Genomic DNA, 21581 nt, shown 5'->3' with positions numbered 1-21581 from the left:
TTTTTTGCCCAATCACAACCCAGGGCTTCACGCCGGGGCCGCTTGCGCGTTACCGTGCCCTACTTAGAGCGCAGCGGCCAGACTCCGGCAATCGCGACGCACAGACCTTGCAGGTGACAAGCAATGGCAAAAAGCCCGACCAAGTCCAAAAAGACCGCCACGCCGGCCCCGTCCCAGATCAGCCCCCAAGGCGGCCCAACCACTGATGCGGCCGTCGCCGCAGCCGCGCCGCCCCCGGCCACGAAGGCCGCGGCGTCACCCGGCGGCCCGCTGCCGGACAGTGCACCCGGGACGCCGCCCGCCGCGGACGCCTCAGCGGCGGGCGCGGCCCAGCCGGCGGCGGCAGCGCCCGTCGGCGCGGCCCCCGCCGCAATTGACGCGCCCGTCGCCGCGACCCGCGTCGTCTTGCCGGCCGACCAGCCCGCCCCGCAAGACGCGCCGGCCAGGCCCGCACCCGCCGCGCCCGCGACACCCACCGCGGCACCGGCACCGACGCCCACCGCGGCGGTGTCGGACGCCGCGGTGGCCAGGGCCCTGGACCCCGAGCCCGCGTCGGCAACGCTACCCGAGCCGGCCAATCCCCCTGCCGCCGCGGCACCGACGCCCACCGCGGCGCCGGACGCCGCCGTGGACAGGGCCCGGGACCCCGAGCCCGAGCCCGAGACGGCGGCGCAACCCGCGGCGGCCGCGCCCCCAGCTCCCGAGGAGCACCCGGACTCCGGCTACCATCCGGCACCCGAGTCGGCGCACGCACCAGCGCCGGCCCCGCAACACCATCGCCAGAGCCTATTCATCGTCCACATCACACCGGAAATGGCCCCGGTGGCGAAGGTCGGCGGCCTGGCGGACGTGGTCTTCGGCATCAGCCGCGAGCAAGCCATCCGCGGCAACCATGTCGAGATCATCCTGCCCAAGTACGCCAACCTGCGCTACGACCACATCTTCGAGCTGCACGAGGTCTATCGCGACCTGTGGGTGCCCTGGCACGCGGGGGCCGTGCACTGCACCGTCTTCTTCGGCTTCGTGCATGGCCGCAAGTGCTTCTTCATCGAGCCGCACTCCCAGGACAACTTCTTCAACCGCGGCACCATCTACGGCTTCCGCGACGACGTGCTGCGCTTCGCCTTTTTCTCCCGCGCCGCGATCGAGTTTCTGTGGAAGGCCGGCAAGAACCCGGACATCATTCACTGCCACGACTGGCAGACCGCGCTGGTACCGGTCTTTCTCTACGAGTTTTACCAACAGCTCGGCATGACCCACCCGCGCGCCTGCCTGACCATCCACAATTTCATGCATCAGGGCCTCACCGGGCTGGAACTGCTGCGCGCCACCGGGCTGACCCCACCGGAGCGCTTCTTCGATTGGCTGCGCATGGGCGACAACCATCACAAGGGCGCGCTCAATCTGCTCAAGGCCGGCATCGTCTATTCCAACTTCGTCACCACCGTCTCACCCCGCTATGCCTTCGAGACCAAGGACCAGGGCCAGGGCTTCGGCCTGGAGCCGACCCTGCATGTGCATCACATGAAATATGGCGGCATCCTGAACGGCATCGACTACGATGTCTGGAACCCGGAGGTCGACGCTGACATCCCCGTGCGCTACAGCGTCGACCATCTCGACGGCAAGTACGAGAACAAACGTGCCCTGCGCCACCGGCTGATGCTGGCCGACAACGACAAGCCGATCGTCGCCTTCATCGGCCGCCTGGACCCGCAGAAGGGCCTGGGGCTGGTGCGTCATGCTATCTTCTACACGCTGGAGCGCGGCGGCCAATTCGTCCTGCTCGGCTCAAGTCCGGACAAGGCCATCAACGACGACTTCTGGGGCCTGAAGCGCATGCTCAACGACAGCCCCGACTGCCACCTGGAGATCGGCTTCGACGAGGACCTGGCCCACCTCATCTATGCCGGTGCGGACCTCATGCTGGTGCCGAGCGAGTTCGAGCCCTGCGGTCTGACCCAACTGATCGCGCTCCGCTACGGCACGGTACCGGTGGTACGTACCGTCGGCGGTCTGGCCGACACCGTCTTCGACAAGGACCACTCCGACCGCCCGCTGGACCAGCGCAACGGCTACCGCTTCGACCACTACGACGGTCCCGGACTGGAGTCCGCCCTGGGGCGCGCCATCGACTGCTATTTCGAGTTCCCGGCGGACTTCCGCGAACTGATGAAGAACGGCATGCGCGCCGACTATTCCTGGAACCAGCCGGGGCAGGATTATCTCAACATCTATGATTTCATCCGCGAACGCTGAGTAACGCGTCAAGCACTCAAACACAATCGTTGTCGTTGTCGTTGTCGTAATCGGAAAAGCGATACAACTTCGGGCGCGAGACAATCCAGGGCGGACGATAACCTCGATTACGACAACGATTACGACAACGACAACGACCGCGACTGACCAGACAGCCGGCACCGCCGTCAGAAGAAAGAACATCAACGACGAGGACAAGTATGAAGATTTATAACCTGTTTCCCCTGCTCGCCGGGCCCTTCGACACCTGGGAGCCGCATCTGCAACGCGCCGCGGCCATGGGCTTCGACTGGCTCTTCGTCAACCCCATTCAGAAGCTCGGGCGCTCGGGCAGCCTCTATTCCATCGCCGACTATTTCGCCATCAACAAGGCCCTGCACAACCCCGGCTCACCCCTGACCCCGGACGCGCAGGTCCGCGCCATGGCCAGGACCGCCGGGGATCTGGGCCTGTCCCTGATGATCGACCTGGTGATCAACCACTGCGCCGAGGACAACCCGCTGGTGCAGACCCACCCGCACTGGTTCGCCCGCGAGCACGGCCGCGTCGCCCACCCCTTCTGCATCGAAGAAAACGGCACCAAGGTCGTCTGGCGCGACCTGGCCCAGTTCGACCATCAGCAGGCCCTGCGCCACCCGGACTCGCCCGACGGACTCCTGGCCTATTATGTGAAAATGGTCGAGCACCTGATCGGGCTCGGCTTTCGCGGCTTTCGCTGCGACGCCGCCTATCAGCTCCCCGCCGAGATCTGGCACCGGCTCATCGTCCGCGTCCGCCAGAAGCACCCCGACACCGTCTTCGTCGCCGAGACCCTGGGCTGCTCGCCGGCCCAGACCCGCGACACCGCCGGGGCCGGCTTCGATGCCATCTTCAACAGCGCCAAATGGTGGGACTTCCACGGCAACTGGCTGCTGGAGCAATACGAGGCGACCCGCCATATCGCCCCCTCCATCGGTTTTCCGGAAAGCCATGACACACGGCGCATGTTCGATGAGTTCGAGGGCAATGTCGACGCCCTGCGCCAGCGCTATCTGTTCACCGCCATGTTCGCCAGCGGTGTCATGATCCCCATGGGCTTCGAATACGGCTTCCGCAAACGCCTGGACGTCGTCACCACCGTTCCCAACGACTGGGAGCAGCCCAATATCGACATCACCGGCTTCATCAGTCAGGTCAACGCCATCAAGGACCAGACCCCCACCTTCGCCGGCGAGGGTCGCATCGACCGGCTGGACTATCCAGACCCGTCCATCCTGGTCCTGCGCAAGCACGAGATCAACGGCCCCGGCCAGGCCCTGCTGGTGCTCAATAAGGACCCCTGGAACCGCCAGCGCTTCTACGCCGATGACCTCTACCACCTGATCCAGTCCCCGCAACCGCTGCGCGACCTCTCCCCGGACTGGCCCATGGCCGACCTGCCGACCCCCTTCGAGTTCTGGCTCGGCCCCGGCATGGCCCGGGTCCTGGTGGCCGCGCAGCAGCCGCAGGCCCAGGCCTAGTACCACGCGGCACAAGTCACCCGAGCATTGGCGTAGGGTGCGCCGTGCGCACCTTCCAAGGCTGCGGTTGAACGAAACCTCGCGAGCCTGGGCCGGCGCCCCGGTGCGCGCGGCGCACCCTACGGGTAGACGCTTTTGCTTAAGGTCCGAGCATTTCGATCCGGGTGTACTAGCGTCCGTCCTCCAGGCGGCGGGCGTGACCGCGACACCGGAGGTCGACGCTTTAGCGGGAGGGCCGCCCGCTGAAGCGTCGGCCTCCAGTTGTGCGGGGGGCGGCGCTACCAGGGGGCGTTCAGGCCACCGCCCGCACCTCGACCGCCAGGCGCCGGCGGTCATCACCCGCGCAACGCGGATCTTCAGCCGCAAGCGCCGCTCGGCGCGCAGACTGCCGAGCGCGCGGAGTGGTTGACATCGATCTGCACCAGCGGCTCGCCGTCCGGGTCGACGATATGGACGGCGCAGCCGATGCAGGGGTCGAAGCTGTGAATGGTCCGCAACACCTCCAGCGGCTTTTCGAGGTTGGCGAGGACATGCCCGGCCAAAGCCGTCTCGTAAGGTCCGGGCTCACCGCCGATATCACGCGGCCCGGCGTTCCACTGACTGGCAACGACGCACTGGTAGTTGTCGATCAGGCCTGACACCGCGTTGAGTTTCACCCAGTGACCCAGGGCCCCGCGCGGCGCCTCGGTGAAACCGAAACCAAAGCCGGAGCCTAAACCGGCCTTCACGGGCCACGACTTCGGCGCCTTGAGGCGTGTGAAAGTGTTGGGATTCCAGTAAGGACCGGACTTGTTGTTGTAATAGAGCTGATACCAACCCGCATAGGCCGCGGTGCCCGACGCCTTATCGGCGGCCCGGCCGGCGATCTGATCGGCGATGATCTTGGTCTCCAGCATCCGGGAGAAGATTCGCCCCAGGGTCGAATTGAGTTGACCGAAGGTCAGCCCCAATCCGCCCTGTGCCTCCGGATTGGTCCAGAATTTCGTTACATAGGCACGGACCAGCTTGTCCGTAGGCTGGGCCTTGGTGGTGGCGCCCCGTGCGTGCATCGTCAGGATGTGCGCGAGCGGACCGACTTCCATCGGCTGACCGTCGTAGCGGGGCGACTTGATCCAGGAGTACCTGGCCTCTTCGTCAAGCATGTAATAGGAAGTGCCGTCAGGCCTCTTCCCCTGATCCGGCAGGGGCCCGTCATAGTACAGATCGGTCTTGCCGACGTACGGATGCTCACCGCTCACCGATCCCAGATACCAGGCATGGGCGACATTCTCGGTGACCTTCTTCTCATCGAAGGGGGCCAGCACCGTCGGCGCGTTCGCCCAGATGACGCCGACTGGGAACACATACCCTGCGGGATAGTCGATCGCGCCGTCGGTGAATTCCGTTCTTACCAATGCCGGGTCCGGGAACTCGCCGAAACACAGGAAATTCCCGGCGGTGGCGCCGTAGTTGGCCCACGCCTTGTACCGCTTCGCCAGCAAGACCACGTCCGGGAGATAGACCTGATCGACGAAGGCCTTCATGACCGCCGTCGCCGTCCTGATGGTCGCCAACCCCGCGGTGTTGAGCGAGGTCCCGCCCCGGTCCTCATTGACCGTACCGGTGTTGCTGCTGAGGGTGCAGGGCATACCGCCCACCACCAGGTTGGGGTGGGGATCCTTACCGCCGAAAACCGTATGCAGTTTCACCACCTCCCGCGCCCAGGCCAGCGCCTCGAGGTAGTGAGAGACGAGCAACAGGTTCTCGTTCGGGGTCAATTTGTACGCGGAGTGACCCCAGTAACCATTGGCGAAGATGCCGAGCTGGCCGCGGGTAACGAGACCGTTCAGCTTGGTCAGTACGCCCTGAAAATACGCGGCAGTGGGGAGTTGACCGGCGTTGGGCTTGTAGCTGGGATTGTTGAGCCTGGCCAGCGCGGCGGTACCGGTTGGGTCGGCCTTCAACGCGCTCACGACATCCACCCAATCCAGCGCGTGGAGATGGTAGAAATGCATGACGTGATCATGCACATACTGGGCCCCGATCATCATGTTGCGGATGTAGTCCGCATTCTTGGACACCTTGATGCCGATCGCGCTTTCCACCGCGCGCACCGAGGTCAAGCCATGTACCACGGTACAGACGCCGCAGATGCGCTGGGTGAAGGCCCAGGCGTCCCGCGGATCGCGGCCCTGGAGGATCTTCTCCACGCCACGCACCATCGTGCTGGCACTGAGTCCAGGGTCGGTGATAGTCCCGCCGCCATTGCCGTCCGGCACGGCGTGCGCTTGAATTCGTAAATGACCCTCGATGCGGGTTACGGGGTCGATGATGACGTTCGGTGTAGTAGCCATTCGCGTTCTCCCAGCCTCTTGTAGCTATTCGCCTACCCGCGGGGATAGGCGACGGATTGCCCCGGTGCCGGCATTAATCGTCGTAATCGTCGCCGTCCGCGTGACAGACCTCGCATGGCAGGCCGCGACTATGACCAGACCCGGTGGTGATCGGAACATAGAAGCCCTTCTGATTCTTCGCGTTGAGACGATCCCAAAAATCCGGCTCTGAACATCCGATGCAGCCATGCCCGCTCATCATCGGGAAACTGGTGCCCTGATTCCAGCGCACGCTCGCGCAGGCGTTATGCGTGACGATGCCTTTGCAGCCGAGCTGATACAGGCATTTGCCCTTGCGTGAGTTGCTGTCGTCGAAGGCCTGCGCGAGCGGACCTTCCATGAAGGATGACATGCGATAGCAGCCGTCATGAACGGTTTCGCCGTAAAACACCGTCGGCCGTTGCAGGCTATCGAGCTGCGGCATCCCCTTACTCAGATAATACAGAATGACGCCGGTAATCACCTCCGGGATCGGGGGGCAGCCGGAGACGTTGACCAATGGCTTGGAGATGCCCAGATCGTTCATCAAATCGCCGATCGACATGGCGCCGGTGGGGTTAGGGTTGGCCTTGGGCAGGCCGCCGAAACTCGCACAGGTCCCGACCGCGACGATCAGAGCGGCATTCTGCGCCGCCGCCTCGAAGCGGGCGACACCACTGCGCTCGCCGCTGATGAAATAGCCGCTATCGCCGTCGGCCGGGATGGAACCATCCACGACCAGGACATAGCCGGTCTTGTCGGTGAGTGAAAGCAGCAGGTCCTCCGCCTGATCGCCCGCCGCCGCCATCAGCGTTTCCTGATAGTCCAGCGAAATCATGTTCAGAATCAGGTTGTCGATCGTCGTGCCGCCGCCAAAGGCGAAGGAGTTGACCATGGACTCCAGACAACCCGTGCACTCCTGAAACGACATGTAAACCACTGACGGTAAGGTCGTGGAGGTAGCCGCCTGCGCCAGTCGCGGCACCATCGCTTGCGGCAGGGCCAGCAGCGAGGCCAGGCCCGCACAGTAAGACATGAAGCGCCGCCGGCTGATACCGAGGGCGAGCAGCCGGGTTGCGGTTGCCTCGTCGAAGGTGACGGCAGCGCCGTCATCCGTCGGGGCCTGGATGTGATCCAACCGGTTCGGTAATTCGCTACTCATGGGGGATATCTCCTCAGCTTGTAGTTGGCGCCGCGTTGGCGATGCCGCCCGCGCCCTGTGCTTACTCGAAGGCGCTCCGGCGCGGGCCTGCCCGGCCGGCGTCGGAGCGCACCTCACGCCGGCGCCGGCGTGCCTTCGCGCGATGACGGCAGGGCGAGTGCCTGCTCGAGCCGCTGCAGACCGGCGCGCATATCGGCGACATGGGACTTCAGAATGGCCGGAACCTCCGTCACCTCAATCAGTTCGGTCACGATGTCGCCCCGCTCGTTGCGGTGCGTCACCCACCAGACACCGGGGTATTGCGTCTCACTGATTTCGACCCTGACGTCGGCCGCGACCGTTGCGGTCACCTCGCCCGTGGACAAGGCGTCCTTGAGCTGCTGGTAGGTCGCCGCGTCCATCCGCGGCACCCTCCTCAAGTCAAGGGCGGCAGCCGTTCCTGAGGCGAGGAATTGCGCGAGCAACTCCATCACCTGATTCAATACTGCGCTGACGACTGGGGATTCACCGGGCAGCGGCTCGCCGCGCGGGGCGAGTACCGGAATGTCGCTTAGACTGGTCATGGGATTTGGATCGCTGATTCTCGGGCAAAGACCATCGGTGCCGTAGCCACGCGAAGCGGTGGTGCTCGGTCCGTTGGTCGGAGATAATGTACGCTTCGGCGGCTTAAGAAAGCCTTAAGGGATGGGCAGCGGAAACGTGACGTACCTCACACTTCCGATCTTTCATCCGGCAGATGGCGGACCCAGGGCTAGGGTGGATGCGCCTTGGGACTGCCGCTGGGCTCAGGGAAGATGACCAGGACACTGAGGCCCACCCCGTCGGCCCCGTCGCGGATCTCGATCCGCAGTCCGTACAGATCGCAGATGCGCCGCACGATGGCGAGCCCGAGACCCGAGCCGGGCTGGGCCTGGCCGGGGGGGCGGTAGAAGCGGTCGAAGACCCGTTCGCGGTCGGCCGCCGGGATCCCGGGGCCGGAATCAGTCACCCGCAGCGCCACACTCCCCCGACCCGACCCGATCGCCACCTGGACCCAGCCCCCAGGCGGCGTGTACTTGAGTCCGTTCTCGACCAGGTTGCCGATCAGGATACCCAGTGCCGCCGCGGGGACCGCGACCACGCCGGGCTCGCCCTCCGCCGCCGCGGCGGTCAAGGTCAGCGCCGCGGCCTGGGCGTCGGTCTGCCAGTCCGCCACCACCCGCGCCGCCGCCCGCACCAGCGAAGCGACGCCCCGCCCGGTCGCGCGCGGTTCGCCCTGGAGGCGGGCCAGGATCAAGAGTTGGGAGATCAACCGGCTGGCACGATCGACGCCGCGGATCAGGTTGTCGAGGGCCGCCTGGCGCTCGGCGGGATCGCCGCTGCGCCGGGCGATCTGGGCGTAGGTGCGGATGATTGCAAAGGGCGTACGCAGTTCGTGGGAGGCATCGGCGGCAAAGCGCCGCTCTGCCGCCAGGGCCTGATCCAGCCGCTCCATCAGGTCATTCAGCGCCGCAGTCAGGGGGCGGATCTCGGCCGGGACGCCGTCCCCGTCGATCGGCTCCAGCCGCTCCGCCGAGCGGCGCCCGATGCTGCGGGCGAGCCGGTACAGCGGACGCAGGCCCTCGCCCACCGCGAGCCACATCAGGAGCACGCTGACCGGGAGCGACCACAGGATGGGTTTCAGGGCCTGGATGGTCAGGAAGTGGATCAGTTCCTCCCTGATCGTATCGCTTTGTGCCACAAAAAGGACCTCGTCGGGGGCGTTGCCGGGCAGTCCGAAGACCCGCCAGCGCGCGCCCCCGAACTCTTGGTCCGAGAATCCGATGGTCGCCGCCAGGGGTGTGACCGGCGCTACACCAAAGCTGGCCACCAGCCGGTCGCCCAGCCAGCGCTGGTAACTGAGCTTGCTCTCATAGGGATGACCCACCGCCGACAGGGCCTGCGGGGTCGCCTTCGCCGCGGGTTGGGGGTCGGTCAGGCTGATCTCGCGCAGGACCCGGGCGAGTTGGGCCATCTGGGCATCCATGAGCTCGCCGACCTCATGGCCGGAGCGATCCAGCGTGGTCAGGGCCACCGCGGCCCAGACGGTGATCCAAAGGCCGAACAGTGACAGCAGCAGGCGCCGCCGGATCGAGGTCACGGCACCGGGTCGCAGACCAATCGGTAACCGACGCCGCGCACCGTCAGGATGCGCCCGGGCCCAAGCTTGCGGCGCAGGTTGTGGATATGGACCTCCAGTGAATTGCCCTCGCTGTCGCCATGCCAACCGCAGGTGGAGGCGTCGAGCCGGGTGCGCGCCACGACCCGGTCAGGGGTCGTCATCAAGACCTCCAGCAGGGCGAACTCCCGCGGCGAGAGGGTCAACGGTTGCCCGCCCTGGGTCGCAGCACGCTGCGCGAGATCCAGGGTGAGGTCGCCGGCGCACAGCAGCGGCGCCGGGTGACCGCCGCTGCGGCGCACCAGCGCCCGCAGCCGCGCACTCAATTCGTCCAGATCGAAGGGCTTGACCAGATAGTCGTCTGCCCCCGCGTCCAGCCCGCCGACCTTGTCCGCCAGCGCATCGCGCGCCGTGAGGATCAGGATCGGCAGGACCGAGCCCGCGCGCCGCAGTTCACGCAAGAGCGATAGCCCATCGCGCCCCGGCAGCCCCAGGTCCAGGACCAGCACGTCGAAGTGCTCCAGACTCAGGGCGTGCAGGGCGGGTTCGGCGGCCTGCACCCAGTCCGCGGCAAAGCCGTCCTGAGCGAGACCGGTCTTGAGCCCGGGCCCCAGCAGTGGATCATCCTCGACGATCAGGACGCGCATCGATAACCTCGATCACGACAACGACAACGAAAATGGCGCCACTCTAGCCGCAGGCCCCTGAACGCTGTCTGACGCCGACTGTCAGCGTTCAGTCAGCACCGTCGCGACATACTTGCCGACTTTACGAACCCCGCGCCCTACGGCTGTCTTCCGGCCCCGGGCGCCGGCGTCGCGCGGCCTGGCGGAACGCCGACGCCCTGGTTTGAGGACGCGACGCTACCCGGGGAGGTAGCGTCCGTCCTCCAGGCGGCGGGCGTGGCCGAGGCTCGCCAGTGTATCAAGGAGTTCGGCGACCCGGGCCCGCGGCGCGCGGGTGAAGCCCTGGGCCAGGTCCGCGGGGCTCCCCGGGCCGGGGCGGGCGGCGAGTGCGGCACGCAGGGCCTGGAACTGCTCGGGCAGGGTCTTGGGCCAATCGGGCTTGGGGCCGCTCGCGGTGGGGGCGGCGAGTCCGAGTGGCGCCTCGCCCTGGACGGTGCCGTCGTCGTCGGCCTGCCCGCCGGGGTTCTGTAAGGCCGGGCGCAGCCAGCGGATCAGGCCGCGGCGCTCCTCGGCCGCGCGCTCGGCGTTCAGGGCCGCCAGGCGTTCCAGGATCAGCGCCTCGACGCGGTCAGCGCCTCCCTGGGCTGGACGGGCCATACCCTGGGCCGGACGGGGCATTCGCCCCGTCCGCAACGTTTCGGATGCCGCGTCAAACCGCTGGTCCAGCGGGTCGGTGCCCGTCTCCGAACGTTCGGGACGGGGCGCATGCCCCGTCCCGCCCGGCGAGGTCCGCACGGCGGACCCGGCGAGCAGCGCGGCGGTCAGGTCCGCCCAGCCGTAGGCGGCGAGGACGGCCGCGTCGAGTTCGTCGTGGAGCTGGCGCAGTACCGAGACCAGGCCCTGTTCGTGGACCTGCCGGTCTTTCGCCCCCAAGGGCTCACCGCGGCGCAGTTGCTCCAGCACGTTGTACATGCCGGTCATGGTGAGATTCGGGTGCAGCGCCTGGCGCGCCTTGCGGTGGGCGTCCAGGGCCTCGGCCAACTGGCGGATAAGTCCCTTTTCCGGCCCCGCTGGGGCCGGAAAAGGAAAGGTCTCGAAGCAGCGGGTCTTGACGTAGACGGGGTCATTGCCGACGCCCAGGTGACTGCCGGCCGCCAGCGCCCAGAGGCCATGGACCCGGCTGGAGAGGACGCCCAGGGTCCAGGCGTCGTCCAGGGCGATGGCGATCAGCTTGTTGTCGGGCAGGATGCCCTGATCCAGGAAGACGAAGGTGCGGTGTTTGGCAGTTTCGACGGTGGCGATGTAGCGGGACAGGCCGGCGAGTTGCCAGCGCAATTTCGGATTGGTCTCACCGAAGAGCCACCAATTGTCCTTTCTACTTTGGCGCTTGTTTTGGTCTCGCTCGGGTTTCACTCGCTCCAGTACGCGCTGATAGACCTCCGGAAAGCGCGATCGGACCTCCTCCGCACTCAGATCGAACAGGTCGATCACCATGACGCCACGCGAGGTCTGCGTCAGATCGCGGCCGTTCAAGTAGGCACGGATGTGGCGATCCAGACCAGGCACCCGCCCTAAGCCCAAGTTGGCGGCTTCATCCGGAGTGACGATGAACCCGGCACCGTGGAGTTTGACCCCAGGGTTGCTGATATCCCGATTTGCCCGCAACGCTACCGCCGCGGCCACGTTCGCCCCAATCGTCAGGTCCGCATGGATCACCCCTTCGCTACGCTCAAGATCCACGTCCAGCCCCTCGCCCCGGCCGCTGCGCTCGGCCACTACCTTGTCGATCACCCCGGGCCAGTCGCCCGCCTCCCCTACGGTCATGCCGATGCGCACCGCGGCCCCGTCGGCCGTGTCCACCCAGGGGTGGTCCGGGACGGCATAGATCAGCGACAGGGGTTGGGCGGCAGTGAGGTGCCGCTCCAGCACCCGCCGGTTGAAGGTCTGGCGCAGGCTGTTGGTGGTGATGAAGCCGAAGCGCCGCAGGGCCCCGGTGCGGGTCAGCTCGGCGGCCTGTTCCCACCAGTACATGACGTAATCGGCCGACTCCGGGACCGTGGACCAGACGCCGCGCAGGGCCTCGACATAGCCGTCGCCCAGGGTGCGGCGCATCGGGCCGGCACCGATGAAGGGCGGATTCCCCACCACAAAATCCGCCGCCGGCCACACCGCCCGCCGCGGGTTGACATAGCGCTCCTGCGGCACCTGGGCGCTCTCGTCCGGGACCGCCTCCCCGGTAACCGGGTGGGGCTTGAAGGTGCGCCCGTCCCAGCGCGTAACCGGGCGCCCGGCCGCGTCGGTGACCCACTCCATGCGGTCAGAGTCGAGCACCGCGTCGCGGCACTGGATGTTGCGGAAGTCGCGGATCACGGGCTCCGGCGGGTTCACGGCGCCGTGGGTCCGGAAGTGCCATTGCAGGTAGCCGATCCACAGGACCGTCTCGGCGATGGCGGCGGCGCGGGGGTTGAGCTCCAGGCCGAGCAGTTGGTGGGGGTCGACGCTGATGCCCTCCATGGCCATGAGCAGTTGGCGCTCACCGAGCGATTCCAGGGTGTCCAGGACCTCGCCCTCCAGGCGTTTCAAGTGTTCCAGCGTCACGTAGAGAAAGTTGCCGGAGCCGCAGGCGGGGTCGAGGACCCGGATGTTGGCCAGGCGGACCTGGAAGGCGCTGACCAGTTTGACGGCCTCCTGGTCCTTGCCCTGTTCGTGCAGGATGAAGGCGGCGCCGTGGACCGCGGTCCATTCATCGCGCAGGGGATTGATCACGGTGGGCAGGACCAGGCGCTCGACGTATGAACGGGGGGTGTAATGGGCGCCGAGCTGGTGGCGCTCGCGCGGGTCCAGGGCGCGCTCCAGCAGGGTGCCGAAGATGGCGGGCTCGACCTGGCGCCAGTCGGCCTTGCCCGCGTCGATCAGGAGATCGAGCTGGTCGCGGTCGAGCGGCAGGGCCTGGCCCTGGGCGAAGAGCCCGCCGTTGAAGCGCGGCACCCGCTCGCGCAGGATGATGGAGAAGGCGGCGCCCGCGTTCATGTCCCGCCACAGGTGTTCGGTGAGCGGGACGAATTGCGCGGGGTCGGCCCGCACCGAGCGCAGCAGGTCGGTGAAGCCCTGGTGCGGGAGCAGCCCGATGTCCTCGGCAAACAGGGTGAAGAGGCAGCGGATGAGGAAGGCGGCGGTGACCTGCGGCGGGTGGCCGGCGGCCTCCAGCGAGAGGGCGAGGCGCGCCAGCCGGGCGGCGATGTCGCGGGTGACGCGGGCGGCGTGGCGGCTGGGGTCGAGGCTCAGAGGATCGAGCCAGAGGGCGCGGAGCCGAGCGCGGATCTCAGGGCGGCGGAGATCCTCCAGACGGATGCGGTGCGAGCGCGGGTCCGGGTAGGGGATGTAGGCCCCGCCGCTGCGGCTGAACTCGCTGTAGAGTTCGATGCTGCGCCCCACGTCGACCACCACGACGAAGGGCGGGCGGCCCTCGGGCGGCGGCAGGGCGCGCACATACTGCACCGCCTGGCCGTGGGCGCGCAGCATGGCCTTGTCCCAGCCGCCGGTGTCGAGTGTCAGGCCGGTCTGTTTGCACTCCAGCACATAGCAGGCGCGCCGATAGAGGTCGATGAAGCCCTGGCTCTGGGTGCCGTCGCCGTGCTGGAAGATGACCCGGTGCTCGAAGCAGTAGGCGTTCTCCTGGGTGTCGCCGCGCGCCGGGTCCGGCTGGGGCAGGCCGAGCAGGGTGCACAGCTCGGTCAGGAAGAGCTGGTAGTTGGCCCGCTCGGTGCCGGTGGCGGCGGACCAGCGGGCGATGAAGGCGTCGATCAGTTCAGGGGCGAGGCCGTCGCCGGGGGCTGGGTCGTCTAGGGCGGGCGGCAGCGGGGTGTCTTCCATGGGCGGGGCTCTCGGGGCGCGGGGGATGGGGAACGGGGTTGGTCGGTGGCTGCGGCCTTGGTCAGCGCTGCGGCCGAGACGCTGCCCAGTGGCGATGGATAATAACCGGGGCGCGGCGGATCGACCAACCCTCTCGGGTTCGACCAGGGGTCTTGCGCCCGGACCCGCTTGGCAACCGGGCACACTTGCATCAGACTTCACGCGCAGCCACGCGTGTCAGACCGACCGACCAACAGCCGACCAGATGATCATGAATTGTGGTCAAATAGAGGCCCATGCACACCCCAATCCATCCCCGCCGCAGACCCTGGGCGCGCCTGTTGGCGGCCCTGCTGATCGCCATCGCGGGCGCGGCGCCCCTCGCCGCCCCGGGGTCGGCCCCGGCGCTCGGACCGGCATTCGCAAAAACGAACGTCGGCGAGCAGGACAAGGACCCGGCATTTGACCTGGCGCTGCGCGCCCGCTCCCCGAACCAACTCGTGGCCGCCGCCGCCCGCTATGAAAACGGCGACGGGGTCACCCAGAACACCCGCAAAGCCGTGCAGCTCTATTGCAAGGCGGCGGCCAAGGGGGAGACGCAGGCGGCGGTACGGCTCGGTCAGATCTACGCCTTCGGACGCGGCATCTACCGCGATCAGGACCTGGCGGCAGCCTGGTTCCAGGCGGCGGCGGGCAAGCGCGATGTGATCGCGCTACGCCTGCTCAAGGTCCTGAAGGTGGAGGGCAAGACCAAGCGTGAAACCGAATGTCTGCTCGACCCGCCCCTGCCCCCGGCCGCGCGCTTCGCCTCCCGTCCACATCCGGCCAAGGGCCAGGTGGCCTCACTGGTGCGCAAGCTGGCCCCCCAATACCAATTGGACCCGGAGTTGGTCCTGGCCCTCATCGAGGCGGAATCCAATTTCAACCCGCGCGCCCTGTCGCCCAAGAATGCCCAGGGGCTGATGCAGCTCATCCCCGCGACCGCGGAGCGCTTCGGGGTCCGGGACGCCTGGGACCCGGAGCAGAACCTGCGCGGGGGCATGGCCTATCTGCGCTGGCTGCTGGCCCGCTTCAAGGGTGATGTGCAACTCGCCCTGGCCGGTTACAACGCCGGCGAGGGGGCCGTAGAGCGCCACGGCGGCATCCCGCCCTACGCCGAGACCCGCGCCTATGTGAGTCACATCATCGCGCGGATCAACTGAGCGGTTAGGGAATGCTCATCGCGTCGTTGTCGTTGTCGTTGTCGTAATCGAGGTTATCGTAGTGCCCCGGATTCCCTCGCATGCCGAATCGCATCGCTTCTCGGATTACGACAACGACAACGACAACGATTGTGTTTCACTTGTTCTTGACTCGTTACCTATCCCTTCATAAATAATCCGCCTTCGTAAAGTCAAAGCTCAGCTCGGTACTCGGCATCTGCAGATAATTGCCCTGCAGGAAGTCGGGCCGGCAATTCCACACCCGCCCGACGGTCTCCGGGTCCTCGATGCCGGCGGCGATCACGGCGATGCCCTGATCGCGCAAGCCGCGCACGATCCCGCTCAATTCGCCCTGTTCGGTATTGGTCAGGGTGTGGAAGGAGAGCTTGGCGAGGTTCACCGCCAGCTCCGCCAGCAGTTGCACCTCGGCCGGGGTGCCGGCGCAATTGGCGATGCAGACCTGGATGCCGTACTTACGCAGATTGACCATCAGCGCCTTGGACAGCTCCACGTCATGGCAGACGTCGGCGATCTGAAACTCCAGCAAGGGCCGCAGCCGCACCAGATTGCGCTGGACGATCTGGTCACGGAACCACGGGAGCCAATGGGGGGCGGCGACCGAGGCCACCGCCTGGTGGACCAGCAGGCGCAACCGCGGGTGGACCACCCGCTGGATGTCCATCACGTCCAGGGCCTGCTGGATCACCCACCGGTCGATGGCCGGCATGAGCCCGCAGCGCTCCGCCACCGGCAGGAAGTCATTGGGCGGTATGTGCTCGCCGTCCGGGGCGCGCAGGCGCAACTGCGCCTCGTAGAGTTCCCCGGCCTCCTGACCCAGACAGACGATGGGCTGGAACAGGAGCATCAGCCCCCGGTGGGGAATCGCGTCCTCCAGCAGGGCGCGGATCTGGGCATCCTCATCGAGCGCCGGCCCGATCGCCACGGCCGGCGCCCAGCGGCGCGACCGGTTACCCCCGTCCAGGCGCGCCACCATGGCTGCCTTCTGGCCGCGGGAGATCATGGTGACGGCATCATCCGCCGGGGGCGAAAAGAGTCCGATCCCAATACTGAGGGTGGTCCCGGCGGCGACCCCGGCCGCCGCCTCGCCCGGGGGTTCGCCCGGCGCCCCCGGATCGATGAGCGAGCCGCGCAGCCGCTCCGCCAACTCGGTGAGCGCCCGGGTATCGTCGCGCCGGGCGAGCAGGGCGTAGCTGAAATCCCCGAGGCGGGTGGCACTCTCCTCCGAGGTCATGTGCTTGCACAGGCGCAGTTCCAATTGGCGCAGCAGCCGCTCGGTCCCCTCGACCCCCAGCCGATCCAGGGTCTCCTGGGGTGAGTCGATCTCAATCTGCAACAGACCGCAGCCGTCCCCCGGCGGACTGGGGCTGCGGACACAGCGGTCCAGTTGGCGCAGAAAGAGGTCCTTCTGGAGCAGGCCGGTGGCCGCATCGCGCCGATTGACCGCCTGGCGGCGCTCGCGCAGCCAGCGGCTCATGCGGATGCGGTGGTCGATGGACTCGATCAGCAGCTTGCGCTGCACCGGCTTGGCGATGAAGCTGTCACCGCCCAGGCGCAGGGCGTCCATCTGCTTGTCGAGATCGCGCTCGGAGGAGAGAAAGATGATGGGCAGGTCGAAAAACTCGTCCTGGTCACGGATGATCGCGGTGAGTTCATCCCCGTTGGCACCGGGCATATAGAGATCCATCAGCACCAGGTCCGGGCGGAAGTCGCGGATGGCCTCCAGGACTTTGAGCGGCTCCCCCAACACGCGCGGTTCCAGCCCCGAGTTACGCAGCAACAGGGCGACATATTTCGCCTGGGCGGGATCATCCTCCACCACCAGCACCCGGTAGCGCTCGGCACTGCCGATACCACTGATCTGAATCACCTTCTGGGCCAGGTCCGCGGCCGTGACCGGGGCCATGTAGAGGCCCTGGGCGCCCGCGCGCCGGGCCTGCAGGCGGGTCTCGATGTCGTCCGCCGCGGCGATACACAGGAGTTCCGGGCGGGGCACGGCCTCCCGCATCAGGGCCTGGATGAAGGACTCCAGCGCGGTGCCGGGCGGCAGCCGCCCCAACTCCAGGATCAGGACCGCAGGGGAGGCCTGCCGGGCCGCGCCAACGAGGGCGTCCGGTGACTCGAAGATCTGGAGTTTCAGGCCCTTCTGGTTGAGGATCGAGCCCAGGTCCAGGCCCAGGACCGAATCGGCGCCCAGGTAGTAGACCCGGTTGTTCGGCGCCGCGTGGGTAGACGGATTGAACATCTGGCGAATCTCTAGTTATTTGGCTGACCGATTGCCCGCGGGCCGACCCGGCACGGGCGGTCACGGGCCGACGGGGGCGCCCCGCGGGAAACTGCTTGCGTCCACAATTGTGTAAGGTAGCGCGAATCCAAGCCCCTTGCTCGTCCGCCGGTCACATCCGCAAGCCCCGGGGCGGGACGCCGCAGTTGAAATCCGCCGGGCATTTGGTTAGGTTCGTCGCGCCGAACCTCCTGGTGATGTCCGACCGAGGTCGGACTGAGAGAGTCCCTATGTGAACCTGACCCGGATCATGCCGGCGCAGGAAGGCAGGCGAACCCCGCCGGATCACCCGCAGTGCCTGCGGCCCCGCGGTGCGTTCGTCACTGCCTTCCGGCCCGCCACCCGCGACCAAGCGCCGCCCCGGCAGCGGCTTCGATGATACACAGAACCGGCGCCGGCACGCGCCCGCCTGCCCCTCGAGGACACCCATGAGCGCAATTGCGAACGAATTCATCCAGCAGACGACCCGGCTGTCGAACGAGGTTACCCAGCCCTTCCCCAACTCCCGCAAGGTCTATGTCCAGGGGTCGCGGCCCGACGTGCAGGTACCCATGCGCGAGGTCACCCTGACCGCCACCCACGGCACCCAGGCGGACGAGGAGAACCCGCCGGTCTTCCTCTACGACACCTCCGGACCCTATACCGACCCCGGGGTGCCGATCGACCTGCTGGCCGGTCTGCCGGCCCTGCGCACCCCCTGGATCACGGAGCGCGGCGACACCGAGCAACTCGCCGCGCCCAGTTCGCACTTCGGCCGCCGCCGCCAGGACGACGCGGCGCTCAACCACCTGCGCTTCGAGCACCTGCGCACCCCGCGCCGCGCCGCCGCTGGACAGAATGTCACCCAACTGCACTATGCCCGCGCCGGGATCGTCACCCCCGAGATGGAATATTGCGCCATCCGCGAGAATCTGCGCCTGGACGAACTGCGCCGCGACCCCCGCTACGCCCGACTCCTGCGCCAACACCGCGGCCAGTCATTCGGTGCCGCCCTGCCGGAAACGATCACGCCCGCCTTCGTGCGCGACGAGGTCGCCCGCGGCCGGGCCATCATCCCGGCCAATATCAATCACCCGGAACTGGAGCCCATGATCATCGGGCGCAATTTCCGGGTGAAGATCAACACCAACATCGGCAACTCGGCGGTCACCTCATCCATCGCCGACGAGGTGGAGAAGATGGTCTGGTCGGCCCGCTGGGGCGGCGACACCCTGATGGATCTCTCCACCGGCAAGAACATCCATGAGACCCGCGAGTGGATCCTGCGCAATGCCCCGATGCCCATCGGCACCGTGCCTATTTATCAGGCCCTGGAGAAGGTCGAGGGCCGCCCGGAGGAACTCACCTGGGAGCTCTTCCGCGATACGCTGATCGAGCAGGCCGAGCAGGGGGTGGACTACTTCACCATTCATGCCGGGGTCCTGTTGCGCTATGTCCCGCTCACCGCCGATCGCCTGACCGGCATCGTCTCGCGCGGCGGCTCCATCATGGCCAAGTGGTGCCTGGCCCATCACCAGGAGAACTTCCTCTATACCCATTTCGAGGAGACCTGCGAGATCCTCAAGGCCTATGACGTCGCCTTCAGCCTGGGCGACGGACTGCGCCCCGGCTCCATCGCCGACGCCAACGACGCGGCTCAGTTCGCCGAATTGGAGACGCTGGGCGATCTGACGCGGATTGCCTGGCAGCACGATGTGCAGGTCATGATCGAGGGCCCCGGCCATGTCCCCTTGCAGATGATCAAAGAGAACATGGACAAGGAGTTGGCCGACTGCTTCGAGGCCCCCTTCTATACCCTGGGGCCGCTCATCACCGACATCGCCCCCGCCTATGACCATATCACCTCCGGTATCGGCGCCGCCAACATCGGCTGGTACGGCACCGCCATGCTCTGCTATGTGACGCCCAAGGAGCATCTGGGACTGCCGACCAAAGAGGACGTGCGCGACGGCATCGTGACGTACAAGATCGCCGCCCACGCGGCGGATCTCGCCAAGGGCCTGCCCGGCGCCCAGGTGCGCGACAATGCACTGTCCAAGGCGCGCTTTGAATTCCGCTGGGACGACCAGTTCAATCTCTCGCTCGACCCCGAGCGGGCACGCGAATTCCACGACCAGACCATGCCCCACGAGTCGCACAAGGTGGCCCACTTCTGCAGCATGTGCGGCCCCCATTTCTGCGCCATGCGTATCACCCAGGACGTGCGTGACTATGCTGAGAAGCATCGCCTCGATGACCTGGAGATCGCCATTGCCGAGGGGATGAAGGAGAAGGCGCAGGAATTCGTGCAGGAGGGGGCCAGGATCTACCAGGAGGTCTGATTTTACCACCCGCGTGACAGCGCTCCAGAGACCGGCCAAGTCATCCCGTAGGATGGATAGAGCGCAGCGAAACCCATCGTTGGCGCTGCGCCGCAAGCATCGCCGCGTGGGCCTCGATCATCGTTCCGGCCACTTCGGTCGGGACGAGGTCGCTGGTCCGCACAGCGGACCCTACGGGCGCGGCGCCATCCCGTCGGGTCCGCTGTGCGGACCGCGCGCGCCGGCCGCGACGACGATCAAGGCCGCCGCGTGAGACCACAAGCAAAGGCTGAGGTATCGAGCAATGACCAGCACCGCCGCGAACCTGACCCCCATACGCCGCCACCGCTACACGGTCGCGGACTATTACCGCATGGCCGAGGTCGGCATCCTCGCGCCCGACGCACGGGTCGAACTGATCGACGGGGAGGTCATCGAAATGCCGCCGATTGGGGCACCCCATGCGAGTACCGTGACCGAGGTCCAGCGAACGCTGGAGCGTGCGGTAGGCGACGCGGCGATCGTACGCGTGCAGAACCCGATCCACCTGGGCCGCCACGACGAGCCGCAGCCGGATCTGGCCCTGGTCACCCCGCCCGCATCCAAGTATCGCCTGCGCCATCCCCGGCCAGGGGACGTCCTGCTGCTGATCGAGGTCGCCGACACCACGCTGCGCTTCGACCGGGACGTCAAACTCGGCCGCTATGCCCGGGTCGGCATCCCCGAGGTCTGGTTGCTGGATGTGAAGGCCCGCACGCTCCAGCGCTTTCGCGGACCGGGTTCGACGGGTTACGCGGCATCCGAGCAGATTGCCGACCTCACCCTGCCTATTCCCGGCTTAGAGTCCCTCCGGATCGACATCTCCAATCTGTGGTGAAAGAACCTGTACCCTACAACCCTATCCCGGCTAATGGCCATGAAAGCTCGTCCGTCACCGCGGGATGTGAAAGTGCCTTGTGGGAGCGGTCTCCGGCCGCGATGCGGCGCCGCGACGAACTCCGATGCTACCTTACCGCTTGGCCCATCGCGGCTGAAGCCGCTCCCACAGCGTCGCTGCGCGACTTTCACGTAAAGCATCGGCCCCCGGCCGTGGGGTGCAACCACCTCTCGCGGGCCAGACGCGCTATGCTTGGCGCACCCGATTTCACCAAGCCCGGCGCGCCCATGCGCACCTGACGAGACAGCACGCCACCGGAGACCGTCGATGCGCCAACCGTATCGGATCGAAGCCATCGCCTTGCACCAGCGAGGGACGCCACGAATGGGCCTGTTTCGCCGCCCAGCAGGCGGGGGAGAAGGCGGTCAAGGCATTGCACCTGTCGCTGGGGCAGGAGTCATGGGGGCAGGTCATTGCCCGCCTGCTCCGTGACCTTCCCGTTGAAGTCCCGGCCGAGTTGGTCGACAAGGGCCGGGTCCTCGACAATTTCTATATCGCCACCCGTTATGCCAACGGCCATGCGGAGGGCGCCCCCGTCGAGCACTATGGCCCCCTTCAAAGTGGAGACGCTATTCGCTATGCCAGTGAGATCCTTGGATTCGTCCGTGCTGCGATGGCCGAACCGCGCGGCGGTTGACGCCGCGGCACGCCGTTGGGCGGAAACGCAGCGGGCACTGCACCCTGAGCTTAAAAAGCTAGGGTATTTCGGCTCCTATGCCCGGGGCAATTGGGGTGTGGGCAGTGACCTGGACCTGATTGCACTGGTGTCCCATGGCAAGCGTCCATTCGGGCAAAGGGCCATGGATTGGGACCTGGACCCGCTACCGGTCCCGGCAGAGATTCTCGTCTACACCGAAAGTGAGTGGGCGCGCCTTGAACAGGAGGGCGGGCGCTTCTTCACCACCGTTACGGCGGAAACGGTCTGGATCTGAGCTTCCATGCGACATCAGGTTG

At 66.8% G+C, this 21581-nt stretch carries 14 protein-coding genes; 7 read left to right on the top strand and 7 right to left on the bottom strand.

The genetic code is table 11. The annotated features are described in order from the left end of the window. The first annotated feature begins 123 nt into the window (after window positions 1-123). Complete coding sequence (locus THSYN_RS11715; protein WP_100919303.1) at window positions 124-2259, top strand: glycogen synthase; 2136 nt, start codon at window positions 124-126, stop codon at window positions 2257-2259. Window positions 2260-2459: 200 nt separating this feature from the next. After that, entirely contained in the window at window positions 2460-3758 is a 1299-nt protein-coding gene (locus tag THSYN_RS11710) for an alpha-amylase family glycosyl hydrolase (RefSeq protein WP_100919302.1), read from the top strand. A 356-nt stretch (window positions 3759-4114) separates the two neighbouring features. On the opposite strand, the gene THSYN_RS11705 is transcribed toward THSYN_RS11710, so the two are convergent. The 6 genes from THSYN_RS11705 to THSYN_RS11680 form a co-directional block, all read right to left on the bottom strand. Then, window positions 4115-6091 carry a nickel-dependent hydrogenase large subunit gene (locus tag THSYN_RS11705; protein WP_100919301.1) on the bottom strand — a complete coding sequence of 659 codons (1977 nt, stop codon included), beginning with the start codon at window positions 6089-6091 and terminating at the stop codon, window positions 4115-4117. A gap of 73 nt (window positions 6092-6164) precedes the next feature. Next, a complete protein-coding gene (locus THSYN_RS11700) occupies window positions 6165-7145 on the bottom strand; it encodes a hydrogenase small subunit (RefSeq protein ID WP_236848941.1) in 981 nt (326 codons plus the stop codon). 239 nt (window positions 7146-7384) lie between these two features. Beyond that, complete coding sequence (locus tag THSYN_RS11695) at window positions 7385-7834, bottom strand: hydrogenase expression/formation C-terminal domain-containing protein (RefSeq protein WP_100919300.1); 450 nt, start codon at window positions 7832-7834, stop codon at window positions 7385-7387. Window positions 7835-8022: 188 nt separating this feature from the next. Then, window positions 8023-9390 (bottom strand): ATP-binding protein, encoded by a 1368-nt coding sequence (locus tag THSYN_RS11690; RefSeq protein WP_100919299.1) that lies wholly within the window; start codon window positions 9388-9390, stop codon window positions 8023-8025. Beyond that, complete coding sequence (locus THSYN_RS11685; RefSeq protein ID WP_100919298.1) at window positions 9387-10055, bottom strand: response regulator; 669 nt, start codon at window positions 10053-10055, stop codon at window positions 9387-9389. The genes THSYN_RS11690 and THSYN_RS11685 overlap by 4 nt, the downstream gene beginning before the upstream one ends. A gap of 216 nt (window positions 10056-10271) precedes the next feature. Next, window positions 10272-13907: a class I SAM-dependent DNA methyltransferase gene (locus tag THSYN_RS11680; RefSeq protein WP_100919297.1), complete on the bottom strand. Its 3636-nt coding sequence runs from the start codon at window positions 13905-13907 to the stop codon at window positions 10272-10274. 275 nt (window positions 13908-14182) lie between these two features. Between THSYN_RS11680 and THSYN_RS11675 the strand changes: the two genes are divergently transcribed. After that, on the top strand, window positions 14183-15088 hold the full coding sequence (locus THSYN_RS11675; protein ID WP_100919296.1) for a lytic transglycosylase domain-containing protein: 906 nt from the start codon (window positions 14183-14185) through the stop codon (window positions 15086-15088). Window positions 15089-15254: 166 nt separating this feature from the next. Here THSYN_RS11675 and THSYN_RS11670 read toward each other — a convergent pair whose 3' ends face one another. Beyond that, window positions 15255-17351: an EAL domain-containing response regulator gene (locus THSYN_RS11670; protein WP_100919295.1), complete on the bottom strand. Its 2097-nt coding sequence runs from the start codon at window positions 17349-17351 to the stop codon at window positions 15255-15257. 467 nt (window positions 17352-17818) lie between these two features. Between THSYN_RS11670 and thiC the strand changes: the two genes are divergently transcribed. The 4 genes from thiC to THSYN_RS36650 all read left to right on the top strand — a co-directional run bounded on the left by thiC (window position 17819) and on the right by THSYN_RS36650 (window position 21559). Then, complete coding sequence (thiC, locus tag THSYN_RS11665; protein WP_100919294.1) at window positions 17819-19711, top strand: phosphomethylpyrimidine synthase ThiC; 1893 nt, start codon at window positions 17819-17821, stop codon at window positions 19709-19711. A 283-nt stretch (window positions 19712-19994) separates the two neighbouring features. Further along, window positions 19995-20567: a Uma2 family endonuclease gene (locus THSYN_RS11660; RefSeq protein WP_100919293.1), complete on the top strand. Its 573-nt coding sequence runs from the start codon at window positions 19995-19997 to the stop codon at window positions 20565-20567. A 217-nt stretch (window positions 20568-20784) separates the two neighbouring features. Beyond that, window positions 20785-21264: a HEPN domain-containing protein gene (locus tag THSYN_RS11655; RefSeq protein WP_216644736.1), complete on the top strand. Its 480-nt coding sequence runs from the start codon at window positions 20785-20787 to the stop codon at window positions 21262-21264. After that, window positions 21146-21559 carry a nucleotidyltransferase domain-containing protein gene (locus tag THSYN_RS36650; protein ID WP_335582504.1) on the top strand — a complete coding sequence of 138 codons (414 nt, stop codon included), beginning with the start codon at window positions 21146-21148 and terminating at the stop codon, window positions 21557-21559. Before THSYN_RS11655 ends, THSYN_RS36650 begins: the two co-directional genes overlap by 119 nt. Window positions 21560-21581: the final 22 nt, after the last annotated feature.

The organism is Candidatus Thiodictyon syntrophicum (assembly GCF_002813775.1).
In the GTDB taxonomy this organism is placed as follows: Bacteria; Pseudomonadota; Gammaproteobacteria; order Chromatiales; family Chromatiaceae; genus Thiodictyon; species Thiodictyon syntrophicum.
This window is presented reverse-complemented; position numbering and strand designations above follow the sequence as displayed.

Coding starts and splice junctions, on each gene's coding strand:
- THSYN_RS11715 (WP_100919303.1), top strand. CDS start 124: ATGGCAAAAAGCCCGACCAAGTCCAAAAAGACCGCCACGCCGGCCCCG.
- THSYN_RS11710 (WP_100919302.1), top strand. CDS start 2,460: ATGAAGATTTATAACCTGTTTCCCCTGCTCGCCGGGCCCTTCGACACC.
- THSYN_RS11705 (WP_100919301.1), bottom strand. CDS start 6,091: ATGGCTACTACACCGAACGTCATCATCGACCCCGTAACCCGCATCGAG.
- THSYN_RS11700 (WP_236848941.1), bottom strand. CDS start 7,145: ATGTCTTACTGTGCGGGCCTGGCCTCGCTGCTGGCCCTGCCGCAAGCG.
- THSYN_RS11695 (WP_100919300.1), bottom strand. CDS start 7,834: ATGACCAGTCTAAGCGACATTCCGGTACTCGCCCCGCGCGGCGAGCCG.
- THSYN_RS11685 (WP_100919298.1), bottom strand. CDS start 10,055: ATGCGCGTCCTGATCGTCGAGGATGATCCACTGCTGGGGCCCGGGCTC.
- THSYN_RS11680 (WP_100919297.1), bottom strand. CDS start 13,907: ATGGAAGACACCCCGCTGCCGCCCGCCCTAGACGACCCAGCCCCCGGC.
- THSYN_RS11675 (WP_100919296.1), top strand. CDS start 14,183: ATGCACACCCCAATCCATCCCCGCCGCAGACCCTGGGCGCGCCTGTTG.
- THSYN_RS11670 (WP_100919295.1), bottom strand. CDS start 17,351: ATGTTCAATCCGTCTACCCACGCGGCGCCGAACAACCGGGTCTACTAC.
- thiC (WP_100919294.1), top strand. CDS start 17,819: ATGAGCGCAATTGCGAACGAATTCATCCAGCAGACGACCCGGCTGTCG.
- THSYN_RS11660 (WP_100919293.1), top strand. CDS start 19,995: ATGACCAGCACCGCCGCGAACCTGACCCCCATACGCCGCCACCGCTAC.
- THSYN_RS36650 (WP_335582504.1), top strand. CDS start 21,146: ATGCGGAGGGCGCCCCCGTCGAGCACTATGGCCCCCTTCAAAGTGGAG.